Annotated in this window: 18 protein-coding genes and 1 pseudogene; 7 read left to right on the top strand and 12 right to left on the bottom strand. The window is 60.2% G+C overall.

Annotation, left to right across the window (positions count from 1 at the left end; all coding sequences use genetic code 11):
- Positions 1-233 precede the first annotated feature (233 nt).
- Positions 234-377 (top strand): KTSC domain-containing protein, encoded by a 144-nt coding sequence (locus NKI66_RS24930; RefSeq protein WP_352760991.1) that lies wholly within the window; start codon positions 234-236, stop codon positions 375-377.
- Positions 378-584: 207 nt separating this feature from the next.
- Here the strand turns inward: NKI66_RS24930 and NKI66_RS24925 are convergent, their stop codons facing one another.
- Both NKI66_RS24925 and NKI66_RS24920 read right to left on the bottom strand, forming a co-directional pair.
- Complete coding sequence (locus tag NKI66_RS24925; protein ID WP_352753336.1) at positions 585-998, bottom strand: outer membrane protein; 414 nt, start codon at positions 996-998, stop codon at positions 585-587.
- A gap of 539 nt (positions 999-1,537) precedes the next feature.
- Complete coding sequence (locus tag NKI66_RS24920; RefSeq protein WP_352753334.1) at positions 1,538-2,272, bottom strand: Crp/Fnr family transcriptional regulator; 735 nt, start codon at positions 2,270-2,272, stop codon at positions 1,538-1,540.
- A gap of 567 nt (positions 2,273-2,839) precedes the next feature.
- Between NKI66_RS24920 and NKI66_RS24915 the strand changes: the two genes are divergently transcribed.
- The gene (locus NKI66_RS24915; protein ID WP_352753332.1) at positions 2,840-2,986 is read left to right on the top strand and encodes a hypothetical protein; all 147 of its coding nucleotides are present in this window, start codon (positions 2,840-2,842) and stop codon (positions 2,984-2,986) included.
- Positions 2,987-3,388: 402 nt separating this feature from the next.
- On the opposite strand, the gene NKI66_RS24910 is transcribed toward NKI66_RS24915, so the two are convergent.
- Positions 3,389-3,661, bottom strand: coding sequence for a hypothetical protein (locus NKI66_RS24910; protein WP_352753330.1), 273 nt, complete (start codon positions 3,659-3,661; stop codon positions 3,389-3,391).
- A 73-nt stretch (positions 3,662-3,734) separates the two neighbouring features.
- On the opposite strand from NKI66_RS24910, the gene NKI66_RS24905 reads away from it, so the two are divergent.
- Positions 3,735-3,959 (top strand): DUF768 domain-containing protein, encoded by a 225-nt coding sequence (locus tag NKI66_RS24905; protein ID WP_352753328.1) that lies wholly within the window; start codon positions 3,735-3,737, stop codon positions 3,957-3,959.
- Positions 3,960-4,034: 75 nt separating this feature from the next.
- A pseudogene (locus NKI66_RS24900) lies at positions 4,035-4,296 on the top strand (hypothetical protein).
- A gap of 165 nt (positions 4,297-4,461) precedes the next feature.
- Here NKI66_RS24900 and NKI66_RS24895 read toward each other — a convergent pair.
- Positions 4,462-5,115, bottom strand: a complete 654-nt coding sequence (locus NKI66_RS24895) for an outer membrane protein (RefSeq protein WP_352753326.1) — start codon at positions 5,113-5,115, stop codon at positions 4,462-4,464.
- Between the two features lie 1,458 nt (positions 5,116-6,573).
- Entirely contained in the window at positions 6,574-8,556 is a 1,983-nt protein-coding gene (locus tag NKI66_RS24890) for a BTAD domain-containing putative transcriptional regulator (RefSeq protein WP_352753323.1), read from the bottom strand.
- Positions 8,557-8,706: 150 nt separating this feature from the next.
- On the opposite strand from NKI66_RS24890, the gene NKI66_RS24885 reads away from it, so the two are divergent.
- From NKI66_RS24885 to NKI66_RS24875, 3 genes are read left to right on the top strand one after another with little or no spacing between them, the layout of a single operon-like run.
- Positions 8,707-9,705 (top strand): DMT family transporter, encoded by a 999-nt coding sequence (locus tag NKI66_RS24885; RefSeq protein WP_023813935.1) that lies wholly within the window; start codon positions 8,707-8,709, stop codon positions 9,703-9,705.
- Positions 9,689-10,519 (top strand): hypothetical protein, encoded by an 831-nt coding sequence (locus NKI66_RS24880; protein ID WP_352753321.1) that lies wholly within the window; start codon positions 9,689-9,691, stop codon positions 10,517-10,519. Before NKI66_RS24885 ends, NKI66_RS24880 begins: the two co-directional genes overlap by 17 nt.
- A gap of 30 nt (positions 10,520-10,549) precedes the next feature.
- The gene (locus NKI66_RS24875; protein WP_502900177.1) at positions 10,550-11,365 is read left to right on the top strand and encodes a DUF1194 domain-containing protein; all 816 of its coding nucleotides are present in this window, start codon (positions 10,550-10,552) and stop codon (positions 11,363-11,365) included.
- Positions 11,366-11,471: 106 nt separating this feature from the next.
- On the opposite strand, the gene NKI66_RS24870 is transcribed toward NKI66_RS24875, so the two are convergent.
- The 7 genes from NKI66_RS24870 to NKI66_RS24840 form a co-directional block, all read right to left on the bottom strand.
- On the bottom strand, positions 11,472-11,774 hold the full coding sequence (locus NKI66_RS24870) for a DUF982 domain-containing protein (RefSeq protein ID WP_352442414.1): 303 nt from the start codon (positions 11,772-11,774) through the stop codon (positions 11,472-11,474).
- A 138-nt stretch (positions 11,775-11,912) separates the two neighbouring features.
- Positions 11,913-12,899 (bottom strand): ABC transporter ATP-binding protein, encoded by a 987-nt coding sequence (locus tag NKI66_RS24865; RefSeq protein ID WP_502900966.1) that lies wholly within the window; start codon positions 12,897-12,899, stop codon positions 11,913-11,915.
- An 8-nt stretch (positions 12,900-12,907) separates the two neighbouring features.
- A complete protein-coding gene (locus tag NKI66_RS24860; RefSeq protein ID WP_013531724.1) occupies positions 12,908-13,867 on the bottom strand; it encodes an ABC transporter ATP-binding protein in 960 nt (319 codons plus the stop codon).
- Positions 13,864-14,835: an ABC transporter permease gene (locus tag NKI66_RS24855; RefSeq protein WP_023813929.1), complete on the bottom strand. Its 972-nt coding sequence runs from the start codon at positions 14,833-14,835 to the stop codon at positions 13,864-13,866. Before NKI66_RS24855 ends, NKI66_RS24860 begins: the two co-directional genes overlap by 4 nt.
- Entirely contained in the window at positions 14,835-15,851 is a 1,017-nt protein-coding gene (locus NKI66_RS24850) for an ABC transporter permease (RefSeq protein WP_023813928.1), read from the bottom strand. Before NKI66_RS24850 ends, NKI66_RS24855 begins: the two co-directional genes overlap by 1 nt.
- A 39-nt stretch (positions 15,852-15,890) precedes the next feature.
- Positions 15,891-17,552, bottom strand: coding sequence for an ABC transporter substrate-binding protein (locus NKI66_RS24845; protein ID WP_352753315.1), 1,662 nt, complete (start codon positions 17,550-17,552; stop codon positions 15,891-15,893).
- Between the two features lie 18 nt (positions 17,553-17,570).
- Positions 17,571-18,476 carry a proline iminopeptidase-family hydrolase gene (locus NKI66_RS24840; RefSeq protein WP_352753313.1) on the bottom strand — a complete coding sequence of 302 codons (906 nt, stop codon included), beginning with the start codon at positions 18,474-18,476 and terminating at the stop codon, positions 17,571-17,573.
- Between the last annotated feature and the right edge of the window lie 11 nt (positions 18,477-18,487).

Raw genomic sequence — 18,487 nt, 5'->3', positions numbered from 1 at the left:
AGGATCGTCAATGGCCACCCGAACAGCCAGATCGACGACCTGCTGCCCTGGGCCTACATCCCGGCTCCCGAACTCAGGGCCGTGGCCTGAGAACAGCGCTTACCGAGCGTCACTTGCTTTCTCAGTGGCGGGCCATATCCGTCCGCTGACTTCGGCCGGCAAATCCTGGTGCACCATTGCCGTCGACCTCGATACGCAAATTCGAATATGATCCGAACACCACGGTCCTCTCAGTGTGGTTTGTAGCCAGCGGGAAGCACTACGGGTTTTTGGACGTACCGGTTGAGACCTTCACCGCGTTCAAAGCTGCCTTTGCCAAGGGGCGCTATTTCAACGACCACATTCGCAACCGCAACGCGTTCCGGCTGGTGACGTAAATCTCCAACTCCAACGGCTTGTCGGGTGGAAACTCATGGGGGTTGGTGCGCTCGGCGCCACGGGCATGGCAGCGGCCGCGCTGGCGTCGCTCGTCACCGCATAATGGCATGACGTCTGGCGCGTGCTGCGGGGTGGGTGAATCGAAACGCGGCCTAAAATCTAGAATTTGTAAGCCAGACCGAAACGAACTTCGTCAGTTGCTAGGCTCAAGTCGTAGGGACTCCCATTTTGAAGTTGTCTGTGCCGAAGTCACTGTGGCGATATTCCGCTCGTCCAATCAGATGGTTAGAAAACAAATAGTCGATGCCGGCTCCAATCGTCCAGCCTTCAAGGGTTTGGGTACCCAACGACGATCTGCCGTTTCTGTCTTGATAGGAAATCTCTGCTCTGGCGAGTGCTAGGCCGCCAGCAATGTATGGAAGAAACCGCCCAACAGCATAACCCGCGCGAAGCCGGGCCGAGCCCGTCCATTGCAGACGCTCGCCAATGTCTTCACCACCCTCTAACGGCGCCCCACCCTGCTGCATGTCGGCGAAGTCGCGTGCTGCCCGCACTCTCGCCTGGAGATCAGCCAGGCGCGCCACGAGCGCTTGCGACGTCTCGACTTCAAGGTTCATCATCTTATTTGGTCCGGTTGAGAGTGGGCGATTGACGTGCACGTTCTGTGCCGACCACGGAAACACAGCCCCGCGCCCAACGTTCCCTTGTGGGACTTCAGTCTCAATAGCGACGGACCAAAGTCCGTCCCCAAAACGCAATGGTCCTACAGCCAGATTTAGCCGGAACAACCCGTACGAAATGATTGTTGTTTCAGTCGTGAAATCGGCACAGCTACGTCCCTTCCTGTGCTGAAAGGACCCGCAAACCGCTACCCTGGCTAGCGGGTCCTTGTTCTCAGATTTGCCCCAGCGTGATGAATGACAATCAGCCGCCGTCAAACAGGTTGGTGCACGAGCCACCGGCACAATGGCAGAATAGCGCCGGGGTGCTTCTTGCTGCCGCTGCCCTGACCTCATCCTTATGCGCCCTGCTACTGGCATCCTGGATGTTTGTATGAGCGGGCCTCAACTCTCTTGCGAAGTGGTTAGCGGACAATCCGCCCTCGTTGTCCACCGCTGGGGATCAGAGGTTCAAGGTCGGATAGCTTTGGCATGGCGGTCTACAGCAGTGGTTTACATTCGGCATGGATGGTCTTTACGAGCCGAACGTATTCGGTCTCTGGTTTGCCGTAGGTGCCATTTGCGCAAGCCGCAAGGCCGCTGCGGTCCCTAATACGCACTTCGCCTCGCCGAGAATAGATGAGCCCGCGTCCTTCCAGCATTTGAAGCCCAACTGTAACCCCTGGCCGTCTTGCTCCAAGCATGACGGCGAGAAATTCGTGGGTGATCGCGAGGCGTTCGCCGTGGACCCGATCGTCACACATCAGAAGCCATCGCGCCAAACGCTCTTCAAGGTTTGATTTTGCGTTGATCAGGGCCGTATAGCCAGTTTGGATGTGGAAGTAGTGGACATAGCGTAACAGGAAGAGGCGCAACGTTGGGCTGTTCGCAAGAGCCGCCTTGAATGGCTCCGCTCCAATCCGCAAGGCGTTGCCCGGCGACTGGACGTAACAATCATGCGCCGCATAGTCCGCGCCCATCACGAGCGCCGCACCAGTCATTCCCTCAAATCCGACGAGCCCAACCTCAGCTTCCTTGCCTGAAACGGTCGCGACCACAGAAGCGATGCCGTCCTCCGGAAAGTAAACCGTCTCGATGTCGGAATCGGCTTTCTCCAGGTTCATTTTCAAATTGAGGGCACATCGCTCAAGATGTGGCTGCAAAAGCCCCAGGTCACCAGGGTTAAGCCGACGCAGCAATTCGTTTTTATAGGAATCGTTCTGTGGATTGGTCATAGCTCAGTCCCGCTTGGGGCAAGAGCATTCCAATCTCCCTGCCGTCCGCGCCCGTAAACACGTGCAGACGATTTGGAAAACGTACGCCCTCTGGCGCGCGATTGACAGTGAAATGCGAACTGATGCACGGCGTCCCCTCTGCCGCCGAATTACAAAACACGGGTGTACAAAGTTAAAGGGTTGGAATCGTACAGAACTCTGCTTCGTACGAATCCGACAATTATGATCCGCCAACGAGCCGGCTTGATGTGGCGCAAGTCGTGGATTCGGGTCCTGCTACGTCGGACTAAGCCCATCTCGACATGGCGGGATGCCCGCCGGCTCGCCAGGCCGGTTCACGGATGGTGGAACAAAACCGCGCTGTCGAACTTCGGCAGTTGCACCGTTCCCATTCAGTGCTTTCCCCATGAGAACTGCCCGCTGGCCTCGCGGCTGGCGGGCTTTTTTCTCTTGGTGTCCAATACCGGAACCAAAGCGGTAACGTCAGACCTTAGTAGGTTCGGCACAAGACTTTAGCCCTGCCGAGTTAATAGAGGAAGTTGATGGGCTCCATATAGGGCCACCTTTATGAATACCAGACTGCGCCAATATGGTGCGATCACGGAATCCGGTGCCGAGCACGGCCCCGATTTGCGAGACATGGCGCTGGAGGAGCGGCGCGAGGCCCTTGCCAGTATGATCGAGCCCGACGGCCGCATGCATCCAGTTCAGTGAGCCGCTGCCGGCGAGCGGCTGTGGCAACGCGTCCAGGAGCGCCCAGGCACGGCGCCTAAGGGCATGAAGCGGCGGCGACGCGGTGGGCCAAGCCGGGGCTGATCGGCCGTGTGAAGCACCTGCGCGGCGAAGAAGACTTGCGGCACGCTTCACTGCAGGTTTCAGGGAGGAAGAGCAGGGTCGCTCAAGGTGTTGCTAATATACACCACCCACAGCATCTCTAACGCATCGCGCGCGGATCCGCTTCCATTGGCCACCCCGTTTCGTCAAAATCACAGCGAACAATGCGAGGCGGTGATGGACAAGCGGCAAGATAACAAGACCATTGAGCTGTGCTGTCTGCTAGCCGTTCCGGTATCACTGCTCCTCACTGTGGTATTCGCTGGGATGGTCCTTGGCTGACTAACGCACTGTGGGCGTCACCAGCCGCACAACATCAAGCGCGACCGTCACCACCGGGCCACCCAGGCTGACGGTTACGGCGTCCTTCTCGACCCGTGTGACGCTGCCGATCAGTTCCATGGTCTGGCCTTTGACCACCTTCGTGGTGCTATCCCGAACGGAATGGGGAAATCCGTAGGTCGGTATTGACACGCTGATCCTGTCGTCAGTGACGCGTCGAATAATGGTGGCGTCGATCGCCACCTCATCGCCGATGTTGAGATCCCTAGCCATGCACTGGAGTCTGGTGCGGCCGTCTCACGGGTCAAGTAGCGGAACCTGATGTGCACTTTGAACTTATCGTTTGATGAGCACACGCAGCATCAACTTTCTCGATCGGTGGATGGCAGAGCACCTGCCCAACACGATGACTGATGATCCAGTGGCGGTTAGCGACCTCACTGACGAAATGATGAAATCTCCTGCGGATCGTGAGGGAATCGGTGCCGACGAGATCAACGAGGAGGTCGACAGCGACTTTGAGGTGATCTTCAAGGCGATGCACCACCGGGAAGGCAGCTTGGCCGAATAACCCTTGCCATCCAGGTCCGAGTGAGGAATATAATCCTCCCGTTGCGGCGATCCCCCTCAAACGGAGTTCGCTACCATGGCAAGGTCAAAACCCTCAAAGCAGTTATCACAGGCTGAAATCGAGCGCTTTTTGGGGGCAGCGGAAGCGCTGCACCTAAGGCATCGTCAAGCCGTTCATATCGCCACACTGCGACCACTACAGGCAGACACGCATCTTGCATGAGGTGCTGTTAAAGGCCGTGCGGGAAGTTACTGGGAGGGAAGTCGAATGCATCCGGTGGAATTTGACCGGCCCTGCACGACAAAGGCCGGAGCACCCGGCAGAGGAGCCCGCATAGCATGGTCCCAAACGGAGGAAGGGCCTGAACCGCGAACTATTTGCGATCCAGACCCCTGGCCGTCGGGTTCTTGGCGACATTGCGCCCGCGGAAGGCCGTTCGCAAGCTGGACCTTGGTCTTGCTATTCCTGCGGAGCGCGTCAACGTCGGAGACGCGCTGAACAGTTAGAATTTCATCGCGATGCCGACGCGGAAATCGTGCGTCTGAAGCGTGTGTTCCAGCGTGCATCCGCCGCCGCAATATTCAAGCGACTTCTTGCCGAAGAAGGAGAAGTCGTATTCGCCTCGCAAGAACACGTTGTGTGTGAGAGCGACGTCGATGCCTGCTCCAACAATACCACCGACCAAAGTTGCATCCCGCTCGGCGTTTCCACCTGGATAGAACGTCTTCAGCTTTGCGGCGGTTACACCAGCCGTGACAAACGGCATGTAGGCTCCCATGTCCATGCCAACGCGACCCTTTACGGATCCGAACAAACCTGTGGAGGCGTCGAGAACACCTGGGCCTGGAATGTCGTCGAAGGTGTTCTTCTTAAAGCGGTAGCCAAGCTCGCCTTCGACGCCGTAGACAATCTTGCCGGATTGGAAGTTATAGCCGGCAAAGCCGCCGACCGTTGCCGAGCCGACGTTGTGCGTTGCGCCAGCCTGGGCACCCGGCTCATAGATCTTGTAGTGTTCCAACGTTCCGGCGCCGAACACGCCGGCGTATGGCCCTTGCCAGGTCCATTCAGGGGTATCGACAGGAGCGGTCATCATATCGGCGGCGATAGCCGGAGCCGCCGAAAGCGCAACAAATGAAGCAAGCAAAAAAGCTTTCATGAAATCCCCATCAAAATCACCAAGCGCTTTATACCGATGAGCCTGCAACTTTGTATGTAGCTAGGAAGTCACACCTGTAGCAAAGTTGCTGCGCCTGCGGAGACCCGGCGCCATTCATTCCAGCCATTGTATGATGTTGCCCCTGCGTCCAGGGGCAAGCGACCGACGCATACTGGGGGGCGGATGTACTTGAAAGCGTCGGCCGCTGCCATTTGGCGGGGGGCGTCTTCACTGACGCACCAGCACATTAGGCGCCATGCGGGCGAACTTCATTCAGATTGCCCGCGGATAGTAAATAGCCGGTTACTTTCCACAGGTATGGCGTGGATCGACGAAGCCTAAGCGCTGCCGTCCGTCTCGCCTTCCTCGTCAATCATCCAGACTGGCAGATAGGCCGTTCGTTTCCAGCCACTCACGCAATACAATCTGAACGAGATCAAGCGCTTCCAAACTTCGATGTTGGAAAAGGTTCCCTTCCTGAGCTCCTGCGGTAGCCTTCATGTTGCGACAACAAATCATAAACTGTGCATGGTCGGGTTGGTGTCGGGGGATACCTACATGCATTGGCGTTCGTGTTTTTCTACTGTGTGGCGGTTCTAATTTCGGGCTGCGCGGCTGACTATTTGAACAACTATGATTCGGTGACGCTTGCGGCCGGCGATGCGAACCCGCCAACGGGCTTCTGCAGACCGTCGATCCCTTCAACCCAAACAGCAACAACACCCACATTGAAAGCGACGGGCAGCGGATAGCCGGCGTCGTTCAACGGTATCGCGGTACGACTTTGGCGCCGCCTGCACCAAGCGGCACGGTCGTGAATGTAGGCGATAGCGGCCACATCCCTGCGACGTTCGAACCCAAACTGACAGCGCTGGAAGACCGCGCGAACCGGTCAAAATCTTCTTCGCGATAGCGAAGCGGAAGATCTGCGCTGGCAGTTAGGCTGACTCGACTCAGGCAACATAGCAGCAGAGCCGCCCACGGCTACTCACGGGTGCGCTGGCGACGAGCGTCGTCCGATGGGCAGGAGCCGCCCAAAAAAAGCGCCTCATGAGGCCAATCGGCCTCTCCATCGCAGGAACGAAAATGGAAGAGAAGCAGAACTTTCGTGTGCAGTTTTTGCACACGATCTCCCATAATTATTTGATTTTGCTCAATTGTCCGTCCAGTCCATCATCGGGGCTATGGCTATCCTAAACCTTTGATACTCTTGCATATTTAGTAACTTCAATAGGTTAAATCGTATCGTATGAACTCTATCACGTGCCATGATAGGCCAAGCCGCAAATTCGGCGGATGACTGGCTGGCGCGACGGCGTGCGGCGCGACTAGCTCAATCGCAGGGGTAGCTTATAGGTCGACCTGGCCGGAATTGCCAACGCGTCATCTGCTTTCGATGCCTGGGCGGAGGATGGAACCCTCCAGTTTCGTATGATGGTGTCTGCGCCAAAGATGTGGCTAGGAACTGGGAAGGCCAGCCCTCGACAGCATCTCAAGGAACCGGGAATGGTGATGATCCTTCACATAGCGCGGCACAAAGCCAGGGCAGACATTGCTCAGATTGAGATGCGGAAGTTGTGACAGGCAATGGTGGATGGCTCGGGACGCTTCTTCGTTGTTCCCGGTGGCCGACGCGGTCGCGGCCCAATAAAGGGCACCGCGAACGAAGCCCGGCTTTGTCCTGACCACTTTGCGGGCGGCTTCGAGCGCCCGCTGGTTGTCTCCGCCAGCGAAGAGCGCCACAACCAGGCCGTGGTGGCGCCAGAAGTCGATCACATCGTGCGTTCCGAGCCGGATTGCTTCGTTGGCCTCGCGCACCGCTTCGTCGACCTGCCCGCGCAACGCAAAGAGCATCGAAATATCGCCGTGGCCAGTCGGGTAGCTTGGGTTGAGGCTGATCGCGTGGCGGCATTCGGCGATCGCCTCGTCGATACGACCGCAACTTTCGAGAGCGAACGACAAGATACATCGGGCAATTTCATCGTCCGGTACCGCCCGCACCGCGGCTTCCGCGAGTTCGACCGCACGCTCGATCACCCCACGCTCCCGAGGCAGCGCGCCAAACGCCACGCCCATGGATATTACGATCGAGAGCGTCCGCTTTGCACGGGCGTTGTCGGGACCTATCGAGAAAGCCTTCTCGGCAAGCTCTACCCCCACCAAAAGCGAGTCCCGAGTCATCTCAAAATATTTCATGAGGGCTTCGTTGACCAGCCTGCGCACTTCAGGGGTACCCGGCGGGCTTTTGTCTCGAACCTTCCAGTTGGTCAGTTGAAGTTCGAGGATCACGGCAAGAACAACAGACTGTGCGATCCTGTCCTGGAATTCGAGCGCGTTTTCGGAGTGGCCGTCGAATTTCTGGGCCCAGACGTGGTGGCCGCCGGCGGCGTCGACGAGCTGGATATTCACCCTCAACCCATTGCCGGATCTCTGGACGCTGCCGCTGAGCATATATCGCGCCCGGAGTATCCCTGGCGTCTTGGCTTCTTCGCCCGGGCCGCTCTTCTCGGGCGGAAGCGCGGCGAGCACGACATAGTCGGCCACTTCGGAGAGGGCCGTCGTGATGTCCTGGACAAGTCCCTTGGCGAAAAAGTCGTCGCCTTGCTTTCCGGTCAGATTGACGAAGTCGGCAACGCTGATGGACGGGCGCCCAAGGCGCTGGCTGGCCGGAACACCACTTGTCGACTGCACATTTGAGGCGTCGTCGGCGGCAAGCAACAGAGATTGCCAAAGCGCCCGCGTTTCAGGGCCTGCTTCGACGCCGAACTCCTTCTTCAGCATGCTTCTGCAAGCTTCGTATGTCCTGATTGCCCTGTCGCGTTGGCCACATGCAAGGAGCAATTCCATCTTGAGCCGATAGGATTCTTCCCGTGTCGGTTCCATGGCCAAAATACGATCGGCTAGGATCAGCCCTGCATCGGGGTCGACGAGACGGGCCAGCTTTTCGAAGGACTCAAGCGCACGGCTAAGCAGCCTGTCGCGTTCCGATGTGATCCAGTCATCGAACGCATTGCTTCCCAGATAAAGCCCGTCGAGGAAGGGCCCGGCGTAGTTCGCCAAGGCCTTCGCGAGGTCCTGAGCGGAACGGGCCGAGAGACCCGTTTCGAACTTCTCCACGTCGACTTGAACCGCCTCTGGCCTCAGGGCGATCAACTCCCCGCTGGAATGGATGAGATCCACCCCCTCTCGCGCCAGATCCTGGCGCAGGACACTGAGGGCTTGCCGAAGGCTGTTGCGGGAATGTTCGCCGTCGCTGTCGCCCCATAGGAGGTCAGCCAGCCTCTCCCGCGTCGCCGCCATGCCCGGACACCGGGCCAGATAGGCGATGATTGCCGGCCCTCGTTTCCCGGTCAGCCGAAGCGGACCGGCCGTTTCATTTTCAATCCGGAAACCGCCGAAGAGTGAGATTCTATTTGCAGCGGCGCTATCCTCACTTTGCATTTGCTATCCCAGCCTGACGAAATCCTAACTCAAAACTAACGCTTCGCAACAGTCGGCCTTCGCGCTCAAGCGCTGCCGTAACGGCAGGCTATTTAGGCTTTGCTAATTAAAGTGACCAAGTCAACGAAAGGCTTGGTTCGAGGGGGACGCGTGTCCAGGACAAGAGCCAATCTGCTGCTGTTATTCGCAGCCGCTTTGTGGGGCTTCGGCAATGTCTCGCAAAAGATGGTGCTTGTACATCTCGATGCGCTGAGTGCGGTGGGTCTGCGCTGCCTGATCGGCGGGCTGCTTGTGCTGCCCTTTGTCTTGATGGAGAGGCGGCTTTCGCTCGGGCCGGACTATTTTTCCAGCTTGGCCAAGGTGGGCGCGCTGTTTGCCATCTCCATCACGCTCCAGCAGCTTTGCTATATCAGTGCCTCCGTCACCAATGCGAGCTTCCTGGTCAGCACGGCAACGGTAATGACACCGCTAGCCGCCTGGTTTCTCGCAGGCGAGCGTCCGACAGCGAGTCTCACGGTCGCCGCCGGGCTGACCGTTGTTGGCGCACTGCTGTTGTCGGATGGGATTGCCGGGTTCAGCAGTGGCGATCTCACCGCTGTCCTCTCGGCTGCCTGCTATGCGCTCTGGGCAGTCGAGCTGGGCCGGCACATGCAGGTGCATGCGCGGCCGTTCACCGCAGCCGCGACACAGTTCTTCGGCGCCGCAGCCTTCGCCCTGCCGCTCGGCGCAATGCAAGGCAATCTGTCGTTGGCCGCCGCATTCGCAGCCGGCCCGGAACTGGCGATCCTCGGCGTGTTCTCCACTGCGATTGCCTTCGGCATACAGACGGTTGCCCTCCGCTTTACGCCGGCCAGCCACGCCGCCGTGATCGTCAGCGCAGAAAGCGTTTTCGGGGCGCTGGGCGCGGCGATCTTTCTCGGCGAGCGGAGCTCGTCCGCGAGCGCATTGGGTGCCGCCATCATTCTGGGTGCGATCCTGTCCGTGGCACTGTCGAACCGAGCGCCGCAGGCACGCACGTCCTTGCGAACCGCTTCGGTTCAACCCTCCGACGGGGCCCCTGCCTTTGCAGCTGCCGCCGCAAATTGGGCAGGCGATCGTCACCCCAACAATTCAGGTCCAGTGGAGGAATGTGATGACCCTTGCCGGTGATGCGAAACCTATTCCGGCCACGGCTGCCGCCCGACACGGGGCCAGTGGCGTCGATCAGCCAGGCGGCGGTGGCCTTGCCGATGGCGGCAGGACTTGTCGTGGGGGCGCAGTGATGGACGCGCGGACGATCCTTCTTCCTATCGCACATTTGGTTTCGGCGCTTCGCGCCCGCATGAAGGGACCGGGCGGCTATTACAACAGCGGTAACGCGCTCGGCCTCATTGTCGGTCTCGCGATCCAGATTGCTACCGCGCCGGTCGGCTTGCATGAGGGAAGCAGCGTCACCATGGCGGTGATCGAATATTTCGCCGGCAGCCATGGCACTGTTGCGCTGACCTTGACCACCCTGGTCTTCTTCTGGGGCGGCGAGGCCTATCACCGGGCCTGGGCAAGGCCGGATGCTCCCGATCCCACCCTCAACCGTCTGGGCGACTTCCTGTCGGGTCTGGGTGCGATCGGACTCGGTATTGCCCTGTTGCTGCTCGGCGATCCATTGCTTGCGGCGACCTCTGGCCTGCTCCATGCCCTGGGCAAATTCGGCAGCACCTTCCACAGGCCCGGCACGCCAATTCCGATGTGGCCGGCCGCTTGGCCCGATCCGTTCCGCAGTGCGGTGCTCGCCAGCCGGTTGCCGGCAATGCTGGCGACGACCGTCGCCCTCGGCCGAGCTCTGCCGGAGGTCTGGTCGGGCGGGTCCTTCGCGGCACTCGCCATGCCACTGACCTTGCTCGGCTGTTATCTTTTGTGGACCAAGGCCGATCTGCTGCTGTTCGGGGTGGGTGCCAAGGCGCCCCGCCAAATTTCCACATGTTGAGCTCGCTTTTTGAAACGACCGGATGTCGAGATGGAGAATGACATGTTTGGCAGTGTATATCATCAGGACGCCGGCCCCCTATCCTTTCGTGAACGGGTACGGACGAAAGGTTGGGGCATTCTGACGCCGGTCAGTTCAATCTCGAGAGTGACAGGAATAGTCGCAGCTTCGATGTTTTGGGCGATCTCTGCCCATGCCGCGAACGTTGACGTCGCTATCGTGTTCGCGGTCGATTTCTCGTCGTCAATCGATCCAAAGATCGCCGATATGCAACGCGAGGGACATGCCGCGGCACTCACCTCGCCAGAGATCATCGCCGCCATCAGCCGGAATTACGTTGGCTGCATCGGCATTGCCTACTTTGAATGGTCGAGCCCCGGACACGCGCGCATCGTGCTGCCGTGGACAAGCATCTGCGGACTGGAAGATGCCAAAGCGGCGGCTGCGGTGATCAGCAGGAAAGGCGATACCGGCTTCATCCGCAGAGGGCGAGGCGGAACATCCGTTTCCTCGGCTATCGACATCGGCAGTCTCCTGCTCGACCAGTTTCCGGGAAAGGCAGCCAAGAAAGTCATCGATATCTCCTCCAACGGCGAGAACAACGACGGGCTTCCCGTCCAACCGAGCAGGTCGAACGCCATAGCCAAGGGATATACGATCAATGCCATCGCCATCCCGACGGAGGATGAGAGTCCCGACGAACCTCTGGCATCCTATTTTGCAGAATCGGTCATTGGCGGTTCCCAGGCCTTCGTCATGACGCCGAAGGGGCCAGACGACTACACGATGGCGCTTCGCCGCAAGCTCGTGACTGAAGTAAGCATGATCGACGACCGTCCGCTGTGAAGTGTGCCATACAGGACGAACTTTCGACGCGCCATCCGAGCGCATTGCACAACGAGAGCCCGGCCCGCTGCAGCGCGAGACCTTGTAGGACCGTCAGGACAACAGCCTATCGCCGCAGCGCGTGCACGCTTGCCTTGCTTTCGCCGGGCACCGGCAACGCCATGTCGTCATCGAGAAGACGCGTGATGCGGGCAAAGCCGGTGAACGCTTTCCTTGCTTCCTCGGCCGACATCTGGCCCGACAAGGCGGCCGAGCAACAATTCAGCGCGCACTGATAAACCGGACCGCGCCGTCCCGTCGGCCATTTCCGCAAGAACATCATGGCTTCGGCAACACTATCGATTTCTTCCAAAGGGTGTCCCTGCCCGCGCGAAATCCGCACGGGCGAAAAGAAATGCAATTGATCCATCGCTTCCTCCCGGTCGACCGCAATGCGCTCGATCGAACCCCACCAAACGCGCCAATAGCCAGTTGGTTCCAGGCAAAAATGGAATTTTTTAGAAATCTGTCAGGCGAAGGCGATCACCCGTGCGGTGGTGAGTGTCGCCTACATCGTGGGGAAGTGGCAGGCGACTTTGCGACCGGGCCGGTATTCCCGTAACTGCGGCCGCTCCGAACGGCAGCGCTCCGCCGCGATCGGGCATCGGGGATGGAAACGGCAGCCGGTTGGAGGGTTCAGCGGGCTCGGTACGTCGCCGGTGAGGATGATGCGCTTGCGCGTCCCACCGGGCGTCGTCTCCACGACGGGAACCGCCGAGATCAGCGCCTGGCTATAGGGATGGGCTGGTGCTGCAAACACTTCTTCCGCCGGCCCTTCTTCGACGATCGAGCCGAGATACATGACCGCGATGCGGGTTGAAACCTGACGTACCACAGACAGGTCGTGGGCGATGAAGATGTAAGTGAGGTTGAGCTTCTCCTGCAGATCGGCGAGCAGGTTGACGATTTGCGCCTGCACCGACACGTCGAGCGCAGAGACGGGTTCGTCCAGGACCACAAGGTCCGGATTCAATGCAATAGCCCGCGCGATGCCGACGCGCTGGCGTTGTCCGCCGGAAAATTCGTGCGGAAACCGCATGACGTGATCCGGCAGCAAGCCGACAAGGTCGAACAGTTCCGCCACGCGTTTGGTGATCTCGCTCGACGAGAGCCTGCCATGGATGCGCAGCGGCTCGGCCACCAGGTCGCCGACGCGCCGGCGCGGATTGAGCGATGCCGACGGATCCTGGAAAACCATTTGCAGGCGCCGCCGCAGCGGCCTGAGTTCAGACAGCGACTTCGAGGTGATGTCGTTGCCTTCGAACAGAAGCTCGCCGTCCGATATGTCGTAGAGCCTCACCAGACAGCGCGCCAGCGTGGACTTGCCGCATCCGGATTCGCCGACCAGCCCAACCGTCTCGCCGCGCCACACGGTCAGGGAAACATTGTCGACCGCATGGACGGTTCGCTTGCCCTCGGCAGAAAAGCGGCTGCCGATGGAAAAGCGCCTGCCCAGCGAACGCGTCTCGAGGATTGGGCGGTCCTTGTCGATCATCGGTCCGCTCATGCCTGTGCCACCCTGAAGCATGCCGCGGCATGGGTGCCGCTCCCGAGATCGGGCTTGCCGGCCTCGCAGGGTTCGTAGTGAACTGGACACCGCGGACCGAACGCACAGCCCTGCGGCAGTCGCAGCAATGATGGCGGCGAACCGGGAATGGCCGGCAGGCGCCGTGGTTTTTCGCCGGTCAGCGGCGGGATCGAACCCAGCAGCGCGCGCGTATAGGGGTGTCGCGGATCGGAAAACAGCTCCGCGCGACTGCCGCGCTCCACCACGCGGCCGGCATACATGACCATGACCCGGTCGGCGAGTTCGGAGACCACGCCCATGTCATGCGTGATGAAGACGACCGCCGACTTGTGCGTCGCGCGCAGCTTGCGCACCAGATCGAGAATACCGGCCTGTACGGTGACGTCGAGCGCCGTGGTCGGTTCGTCAGCCACCAGCAGCGCCGGATTGCAGGACAAAGCCATTGCGATCACCGCCCGTTGACGCATGCCTCCGGACAGTTGGTGCGGGTAGCGCGACATCGCCTCGTGCGGGTTCGGAAAATTCACCTCGGCCAGCAGTTCCTCGACGCGCTCCATCGCCTTGGACTTGCTGATGTTGCGATGCGCGCGGATCTGTTCGGCGATCTGCCAGCCGATCGTGTAGACAGGCGTCAATGCGGTCATCGGATCCTGGAAGATCATCGCGATCTCGTTGCCGCGCAGCCGCCTGAGTTCGCGTGCGGGCAGTCCCACGAGTTCGCGGCCCTTGTAGCGGATCGACCCTTCGATGGTGGCGTTGGGATCGGTGATGAGACCCATGACGGCCAGCAGCGACACGGTCTTGCCGGAACCGGACTCACCGACGACACCGAGGATCTCGCTCTCCTCGAGGTCGAAGGAAACGCCATCGATGGCCCGCACCAGGCCATCATTTGTGCGGAAGGAAACTCTGAGGTCGCGCACCGACAGTATCATGATGTCCTCAGGCGCGGATCGAGAAGGATGTAGACGAAATCTACGACCGCATTGGCGATAACCACGAACATGGACGCATACATCACCGTCGCCATGATCATCGGCAGATCGAGATTCTGCAGAGCGTCATAAGTGAGCTTGCCGATGCCGTGCAGCCCGAACACCACCTCTGTCAGCAAGGCCGAGCCTCCCACCAGCGCGCCGAAATCCAGGCCGAACAGAGTGACGAAGGCGATGAGCGACGTGCGCAAGGCATGGCGCAGCAGGATGCGGGTTTCCGACAGCCCCTTGGCCCGGGCCGTGCGGATATAGTCTTCCTGCAGCGATTCGATGATTGCCGCGCGCAGCACGCGCCCGTAAATGCCGATATAGAGAATGGACAGTGTGATCCAGGGAATGACCAGGGTCAGAAACCAGCCCTTCGGATCGTCGGAGAAATTCTTGTAGCCGAGCGGTGGCACCCAGGAGAACGCCCAGCTGTCGTGGTAGCGGCTCTGGGTGATCAGGTTCATCACTTCGCCCAGCCAGTACACCGGCATCGAAATACCGAGCAGCCCCAGCGCCATCAGCAGCTTGTCCAGCCAGCTGCCGCGCGTGGCGGCGGCGGCGATGCCGATGATGATGGAGACGACCACCCACAGGATCGCCGCTCCGAACACCAGCGAGAGCGTGACCGGGATCGAATCCATGACCGCCGGCACCACTTTCCAGCCACGATTGACGAAGGAGGTCAAGTCGCCTGTGACGAAGATCTTCTCCATCATCGTCACATATTGCACGTAGAGCGGCCGGTCGAAGCCGAAGCTGTGGCGTACCGCCTCCAGCACTTCGGGCGATGCATTGCGGCCGGCGATCCGCGCCGCCGGGTCGGCGCCCGGCGTTGCGAAGAAAATCAGGAAGACGATGACCGAGATGCCGAACATCACGAACAGCATCTGGCCGAAACGGCGCAGGATGGCGTAGATCATCAGTCGCGCCCCAGCCGAACCTTGGAGCGCGGATCAAGCGCGTCGCGCAGGCCGTCGCCAAAGACATTGAGCGCCATGACGGAAACCGCGATCGCCAGCCCCGGCACCAGCGCCACCAATGGCCTGGTGTAAAGCAGCGCCTGTCCGTCCTGGATGATGGTGCCCCAGCTCGCTGCGGGTGGCTGCACGCCGATCGAAAGGAAGGAAAGGGCCGATTCCGTAAGCATGTTTAGCGCCATCATCAGCGGCACGAAGACGATGAGCGTGGTGGTGACGTTGGGCAGGATGTCGCGCCACAGGATGCGCCACCCCGGCACGCCCAGATTGATCGCGGCCAGCACGAACTCGCTTTTACGCAGTGCCAGAACCTGCCCGCGGATTGGGCGGGCCACATAGGGCACGTAGACGATGCCGATGATGATGACAGGCAGCCACAGACTGCCGGACTCGATCTGGATCGGACCGATCGTGATGCCATGCGCGATGGTGACGATGGAGAGCGAAATCGCCAGCAGATAGATCGGGAACGCCCACAGTATGTCGAGGAAGCGCGACAGCACCGTGTCGGTGACGCCGCCGAAATAGCCGGCGATCAATCCCGCCGCCGTGCCCAGGATCAGGGTGAAGATAGTGGCTGCTCCGGAGATCAACAACGAGCTCAGCCCGCCATAGAGCATCCTGGCCATGACATCGCGGCCCTGGCTGTCGGCGCCGAGGAAATAATTGCCCAGCCGCCAGGTCGGGCCGAGCGGTGTGTAGCCAAGCCCCAGCCCTTCCGTCGATTGTTCCATCACCGGAACGTCGGCACCGTCGATCTGGATGACGGCGTCGAGCGTCGAGGCGAAGGGATCCACGCCTGCCCATTTCGCATAAAGAGGCGCACTGAGGCAGGCAAGGACGATGAGGAGGAACACGGCCAGGGACGCCATGGCAGCCCCGTCCGTTGCCAGCTTCGCAAACGCGACGGCCCAGGGCCCTCGCGTCTTGCGCGGCATGGTGACAGCTTGGTTCGACACGCGCGTGCCTCTCCGCGGTTCGTTACTGCACCCAGGCCATTACTGTACCCAGGATTGGGTGATCATCCAGTTGAACTGCCGGTTGAACTTGAAATTGCCGAGACGTTTGCTGACAAAGTCGAGCCGCTTCGGCGTGAAGAGGCCGACGGCAGGTGCCTTGTCGGTGACCTGCCTGTCGATTTCAGCCCACATTTTGTCGGCGGCTTTCTGATCGGTGACGCCGAGGTCCAATGCCTTTTGCATCTTGGCGTCGATTTCCTTGTCGCAGAAGCCGGCGATGTTGATCGAGGCGTCCGAACCTTCACGGAAGGAGGCGCAGCTGAACAGGATGTTCAGGAAGTCCGAGGCCGCAGGATAGTCCTTGTACCACTGGGTGACGGACATCTGCACCTTGTTGTTGGTGTTCTGGATGTAGGTGAACTGGATGTTCGACGAGATCGGCTTGACGTCGGCGACATAGCCGATGCTGGTCAGCACGCTCTGCAGATAGACGCCGATGGACCGCGAAATGGCGGTGTCCTCGACGATGATCGTCACCTTCTGGCCCTTGGTGCCGGAGTCCTCGACGAGCTGCTTTGCCTTGTCGAGATCAGGAGCCGACCATTTGGCGCCCGGATTCTTGGTGAAGGGGCAATAGTCTTCATGGCCGGGGAAGTCCGGAGGCAGGACCTGGCAGACCGGCGAAGCCAGCACCTTGCCGCCGAACAGCTTGACCAGCGTGTTGCGATCGATCGCATAGGCAACGGCCTGGCGGGCTTTTTCATTGTCGAAGGGTGCGAGACGGTTGTTCAGCGGCGCGTACCACCACGCCGAAAGCGGTGAGATGTGCAGCTGGTCCATGGATTTGCTGCCCAGTTCGCCCAGGCGATCGCTGGGCAGAGCGTCGAACATCCAGTCCGCTTCGCCGTTCTGGATCGCGGTGACGGCTGCCTCTTCGGACAAGCCGAAATCATACTGGACGACATCCGGATAGCCGTCCGGCTGGGCTTCTTCGCTCCACTGCTTGAAATTGGGGTTGCGGGAAACCGTCATGCCCTTGTTGGGATCGAAGGCGGAGATCGTGTACGCGCCGGTGCTGGGAATAGGCTTGGAACCCATGTCTTCCGCGGGCGTATCCGCCGGCAGAACCACGGCATGGGGCAAGGCAAGCTTGTAGAGCAGCTCTGCATCCGGCTTGGTGATGTTGATGGTGATGGTGCCGGCCGCCTCGTCGCCGACAACGCCGCCCTCCAGCGTGCAGCTCTTGGTGTCGGCCAGGCATTTGTCGGCGCCGACGATGCCGGCATAGAACGTGCCGGAGGTGGGTCCGGAAACCTTGAAGATGCGCTGGAAGGAAGCGACGACGTCCTTCACGCCAAGATCCTGGCCGCTGGAGAACTTGATGCCCTTGCGCAGCTTGAAGGTGAAGGTCTTGCCGTCATTGCTGACCTGCGGCAACGCCTCGGCCAGATCGGGAACGATGGTGAAGCCGGCCATGCCCTCGGCCTTGCGGAAGGCCACCAGGCCGTCATAGATCGGCTGGTACATCTGCCAGCCCTGGTCCGTGTAATTGATGTGCGGATCGAGCGTTCCGGCCGCGGAGCGGGCCAGCAGGCGGATGGTGCCGCCCCGGTGCTCCTTGAGATATTCGGCCTGTGCCGGGGCCAGCCATGTACCGGCCAGCAATGCCGCGGCTGTTGCCGCCAGAAGCAGTTTCTTCACGTCTTGATTCCCCTTTTTTCAGTTATCGTTGTGGTCCAGGAAGTCTCCCACCACCCGCATGCACGCATCTTGCTCTTCGACATGCGGCATGTGGCTGGAATGCTCGAATATCTCCCAGCGAGACCCCTTGATGCCGTCCTTGTAGGGCTGCACGGTCGCGGGCGTGGCCTCGTCGTGACGTCCGGAGATGATCAATGTGGGAACCTCGATGGCCGGCAGGCGCTCGACGATGCTCCAGTTCTTCAGCGTTCCGATGACATGGAACTCGTTCGGCCCATTCATCAGATTATAGACGGTCGGATTGCGCACGACCTGGGCGAAACTTTCCGTGACTTCGGGCGGGAAAGGCACGACCCGGCAGACATGCCGCTCGTAGAACACCATCGTCGCCGCCTGGTACGCCGCATCGTCCGTCGTGCCGGCCTGCTCGTGCCAGGTCAGAGTCTCCTGCACATCGGCGGGCAGATCCGCACGCAACCGGTTGGCCTCTTCGACCCACAGCTTCATGGACGCCGGTGAGTTGGCAATGGTCAGCGATTTCAGACCCTTCGGCCGCGTCACGGCATATTCGGCGCCCAGCATGCCGCCCCAGCTCTGGCCGAGCACGTGGAAGCCCGCCCGAATGCCGAGGTGGTCGATCAGGTTTTCAAGCTCGTCGATGAACAGCCCAGGTGTCCAGAAATCGGCGCCTTTCTCAGGCAGCAAGGTGGAATTGCCGCAGCCCAACTGGTCATAATGAATGACGGCGCGATCCCTGCGCGCAAGAAGCTTGTAGGCATCGACATAATTGTGGGCGACGCCCGGGCCGCCATGCAGGATCACCACCGGCGCCTTTTCGCCACCGAGTTCGCCACTGACCCGATACCAGGTCTCGTAGGCACCGAAGGCGCCCCGTCCTTCCATGCCGATGATCTCAGATGACATCCCAGTTCCCA

It is taken from the genome of Mesorhizobium sp. M0518, assembly GCF_040321125.1.
Classification (GTDB): domain Bacteria; phylum Pseudomonadota; class Alphaproteobacteria; order Rhizobiales; family Rhizobiaceae; genus Mesorhizobium.
The sequence above is the reverse complement of the archived record's forward strand: the minus strand, read 5'-3'. Positions and strand labels throughout refer to the sequence as shown.

Bases quoted from the DNA above. Each gene is read 5' to 3' on its own strand.
- NKI66_RS24875 (WP_502900177.1), top strand. From the start codon at position 10,550: ATGGAGAATGACATGTTTGGCAGTGTATATCATCAGGACGCCGGCCCC.
- NKI66_RS24895 (WP_352753326.1), bottom strand. From the start codon at position 5,115: ATGAAAGCTTTTTTGCTTGCTTCATTTGTTGCGCTTTCGGCGGCTCCG.
- NKI66_RS24905 (WP_352753328.1), top strand. From the start codon at position 3,735: ATGAGCACACGCAGCATCAACTTTCTCGATCGGTGGATGGCAGAGCAC.
- NKI66_RS24925 (WP_352753336.1), bottom strand. From the start codon at position 998: ATGATGAACCTTGAAGTCGAGACGTCGCAAGCGCTCGTGGCGCGCCTG.
- NKI66_RS24840 (WP_352753313.1), bottom strand. From the start codon at position 18,476: ATGTCATCTGAGATCATCGGCATGGAAGGACGGGGCGCCTTCGGTGCC.
- NKI66_RS24870 (WP_352442414.1), bottom strand. From the start codon at position 11,774: ATGGATCAATTGCATTTCTTTTCGCCCGTGCGGATTTCGCGCGGGCAG.
- NKI66_RS24880 (WP_352753321.1), top strand. From the start codon at position 9,689: ATGACCCTTGCCGGTGATGCGAAACCTATTCCGGCCACGGCTGCCGCC.
- NKI66_RS24855 (WP_023813929.1), bottom strand. From the start codon at position 14,835: ATGATCTACGCCATCCTGCGCCGTTTCGGCCAGATGCTGTTCGTGATG.
- NKI66_RS24915 (WP_352753332.1), top strand. From the start codon at position 2,840: ATGAATACCAGACTGCGCCAATATGGTGCGATCACGGAATCCGGTGCC.
- NKI66_RS24910 (WP_352753330.1), bottom strand. From the start codon at position 3,661: ATGGCTAGGGATCTCAACATCGGCGATGAGGTGGCGATCGACGCCACC.
- NKI66_RS24890 (WP_352753323.1), bottom strand. From the start codon at position 8,556: ATGCAAAGTGAGGATAGCGCCGCTGCAAATAGAATCTCACTCTTCGGC.
- NKI66_RS24920 (WP_352753334.1), bottom strand. From the start codon at position 2,272: ATGACCAATCCACAGAACGATTCCTATAAAAACGAATTGCTGCGTCGG.
- NKI66_RS24860 (WP_013531724.1), bottom strand. From the start codon at position 13,867: ATGATACTGTCGGTGCGCGACCTCAGAGTTTCCTTCCGCACAAATGAT.
- NKI66_RS24865 (WP_502900966.1), bottom strand. From the start codon at position 12,899: ATGATCGACAAGGACCGCCCAATCCTCGAGACGCGTTCGCTGGGCAGG.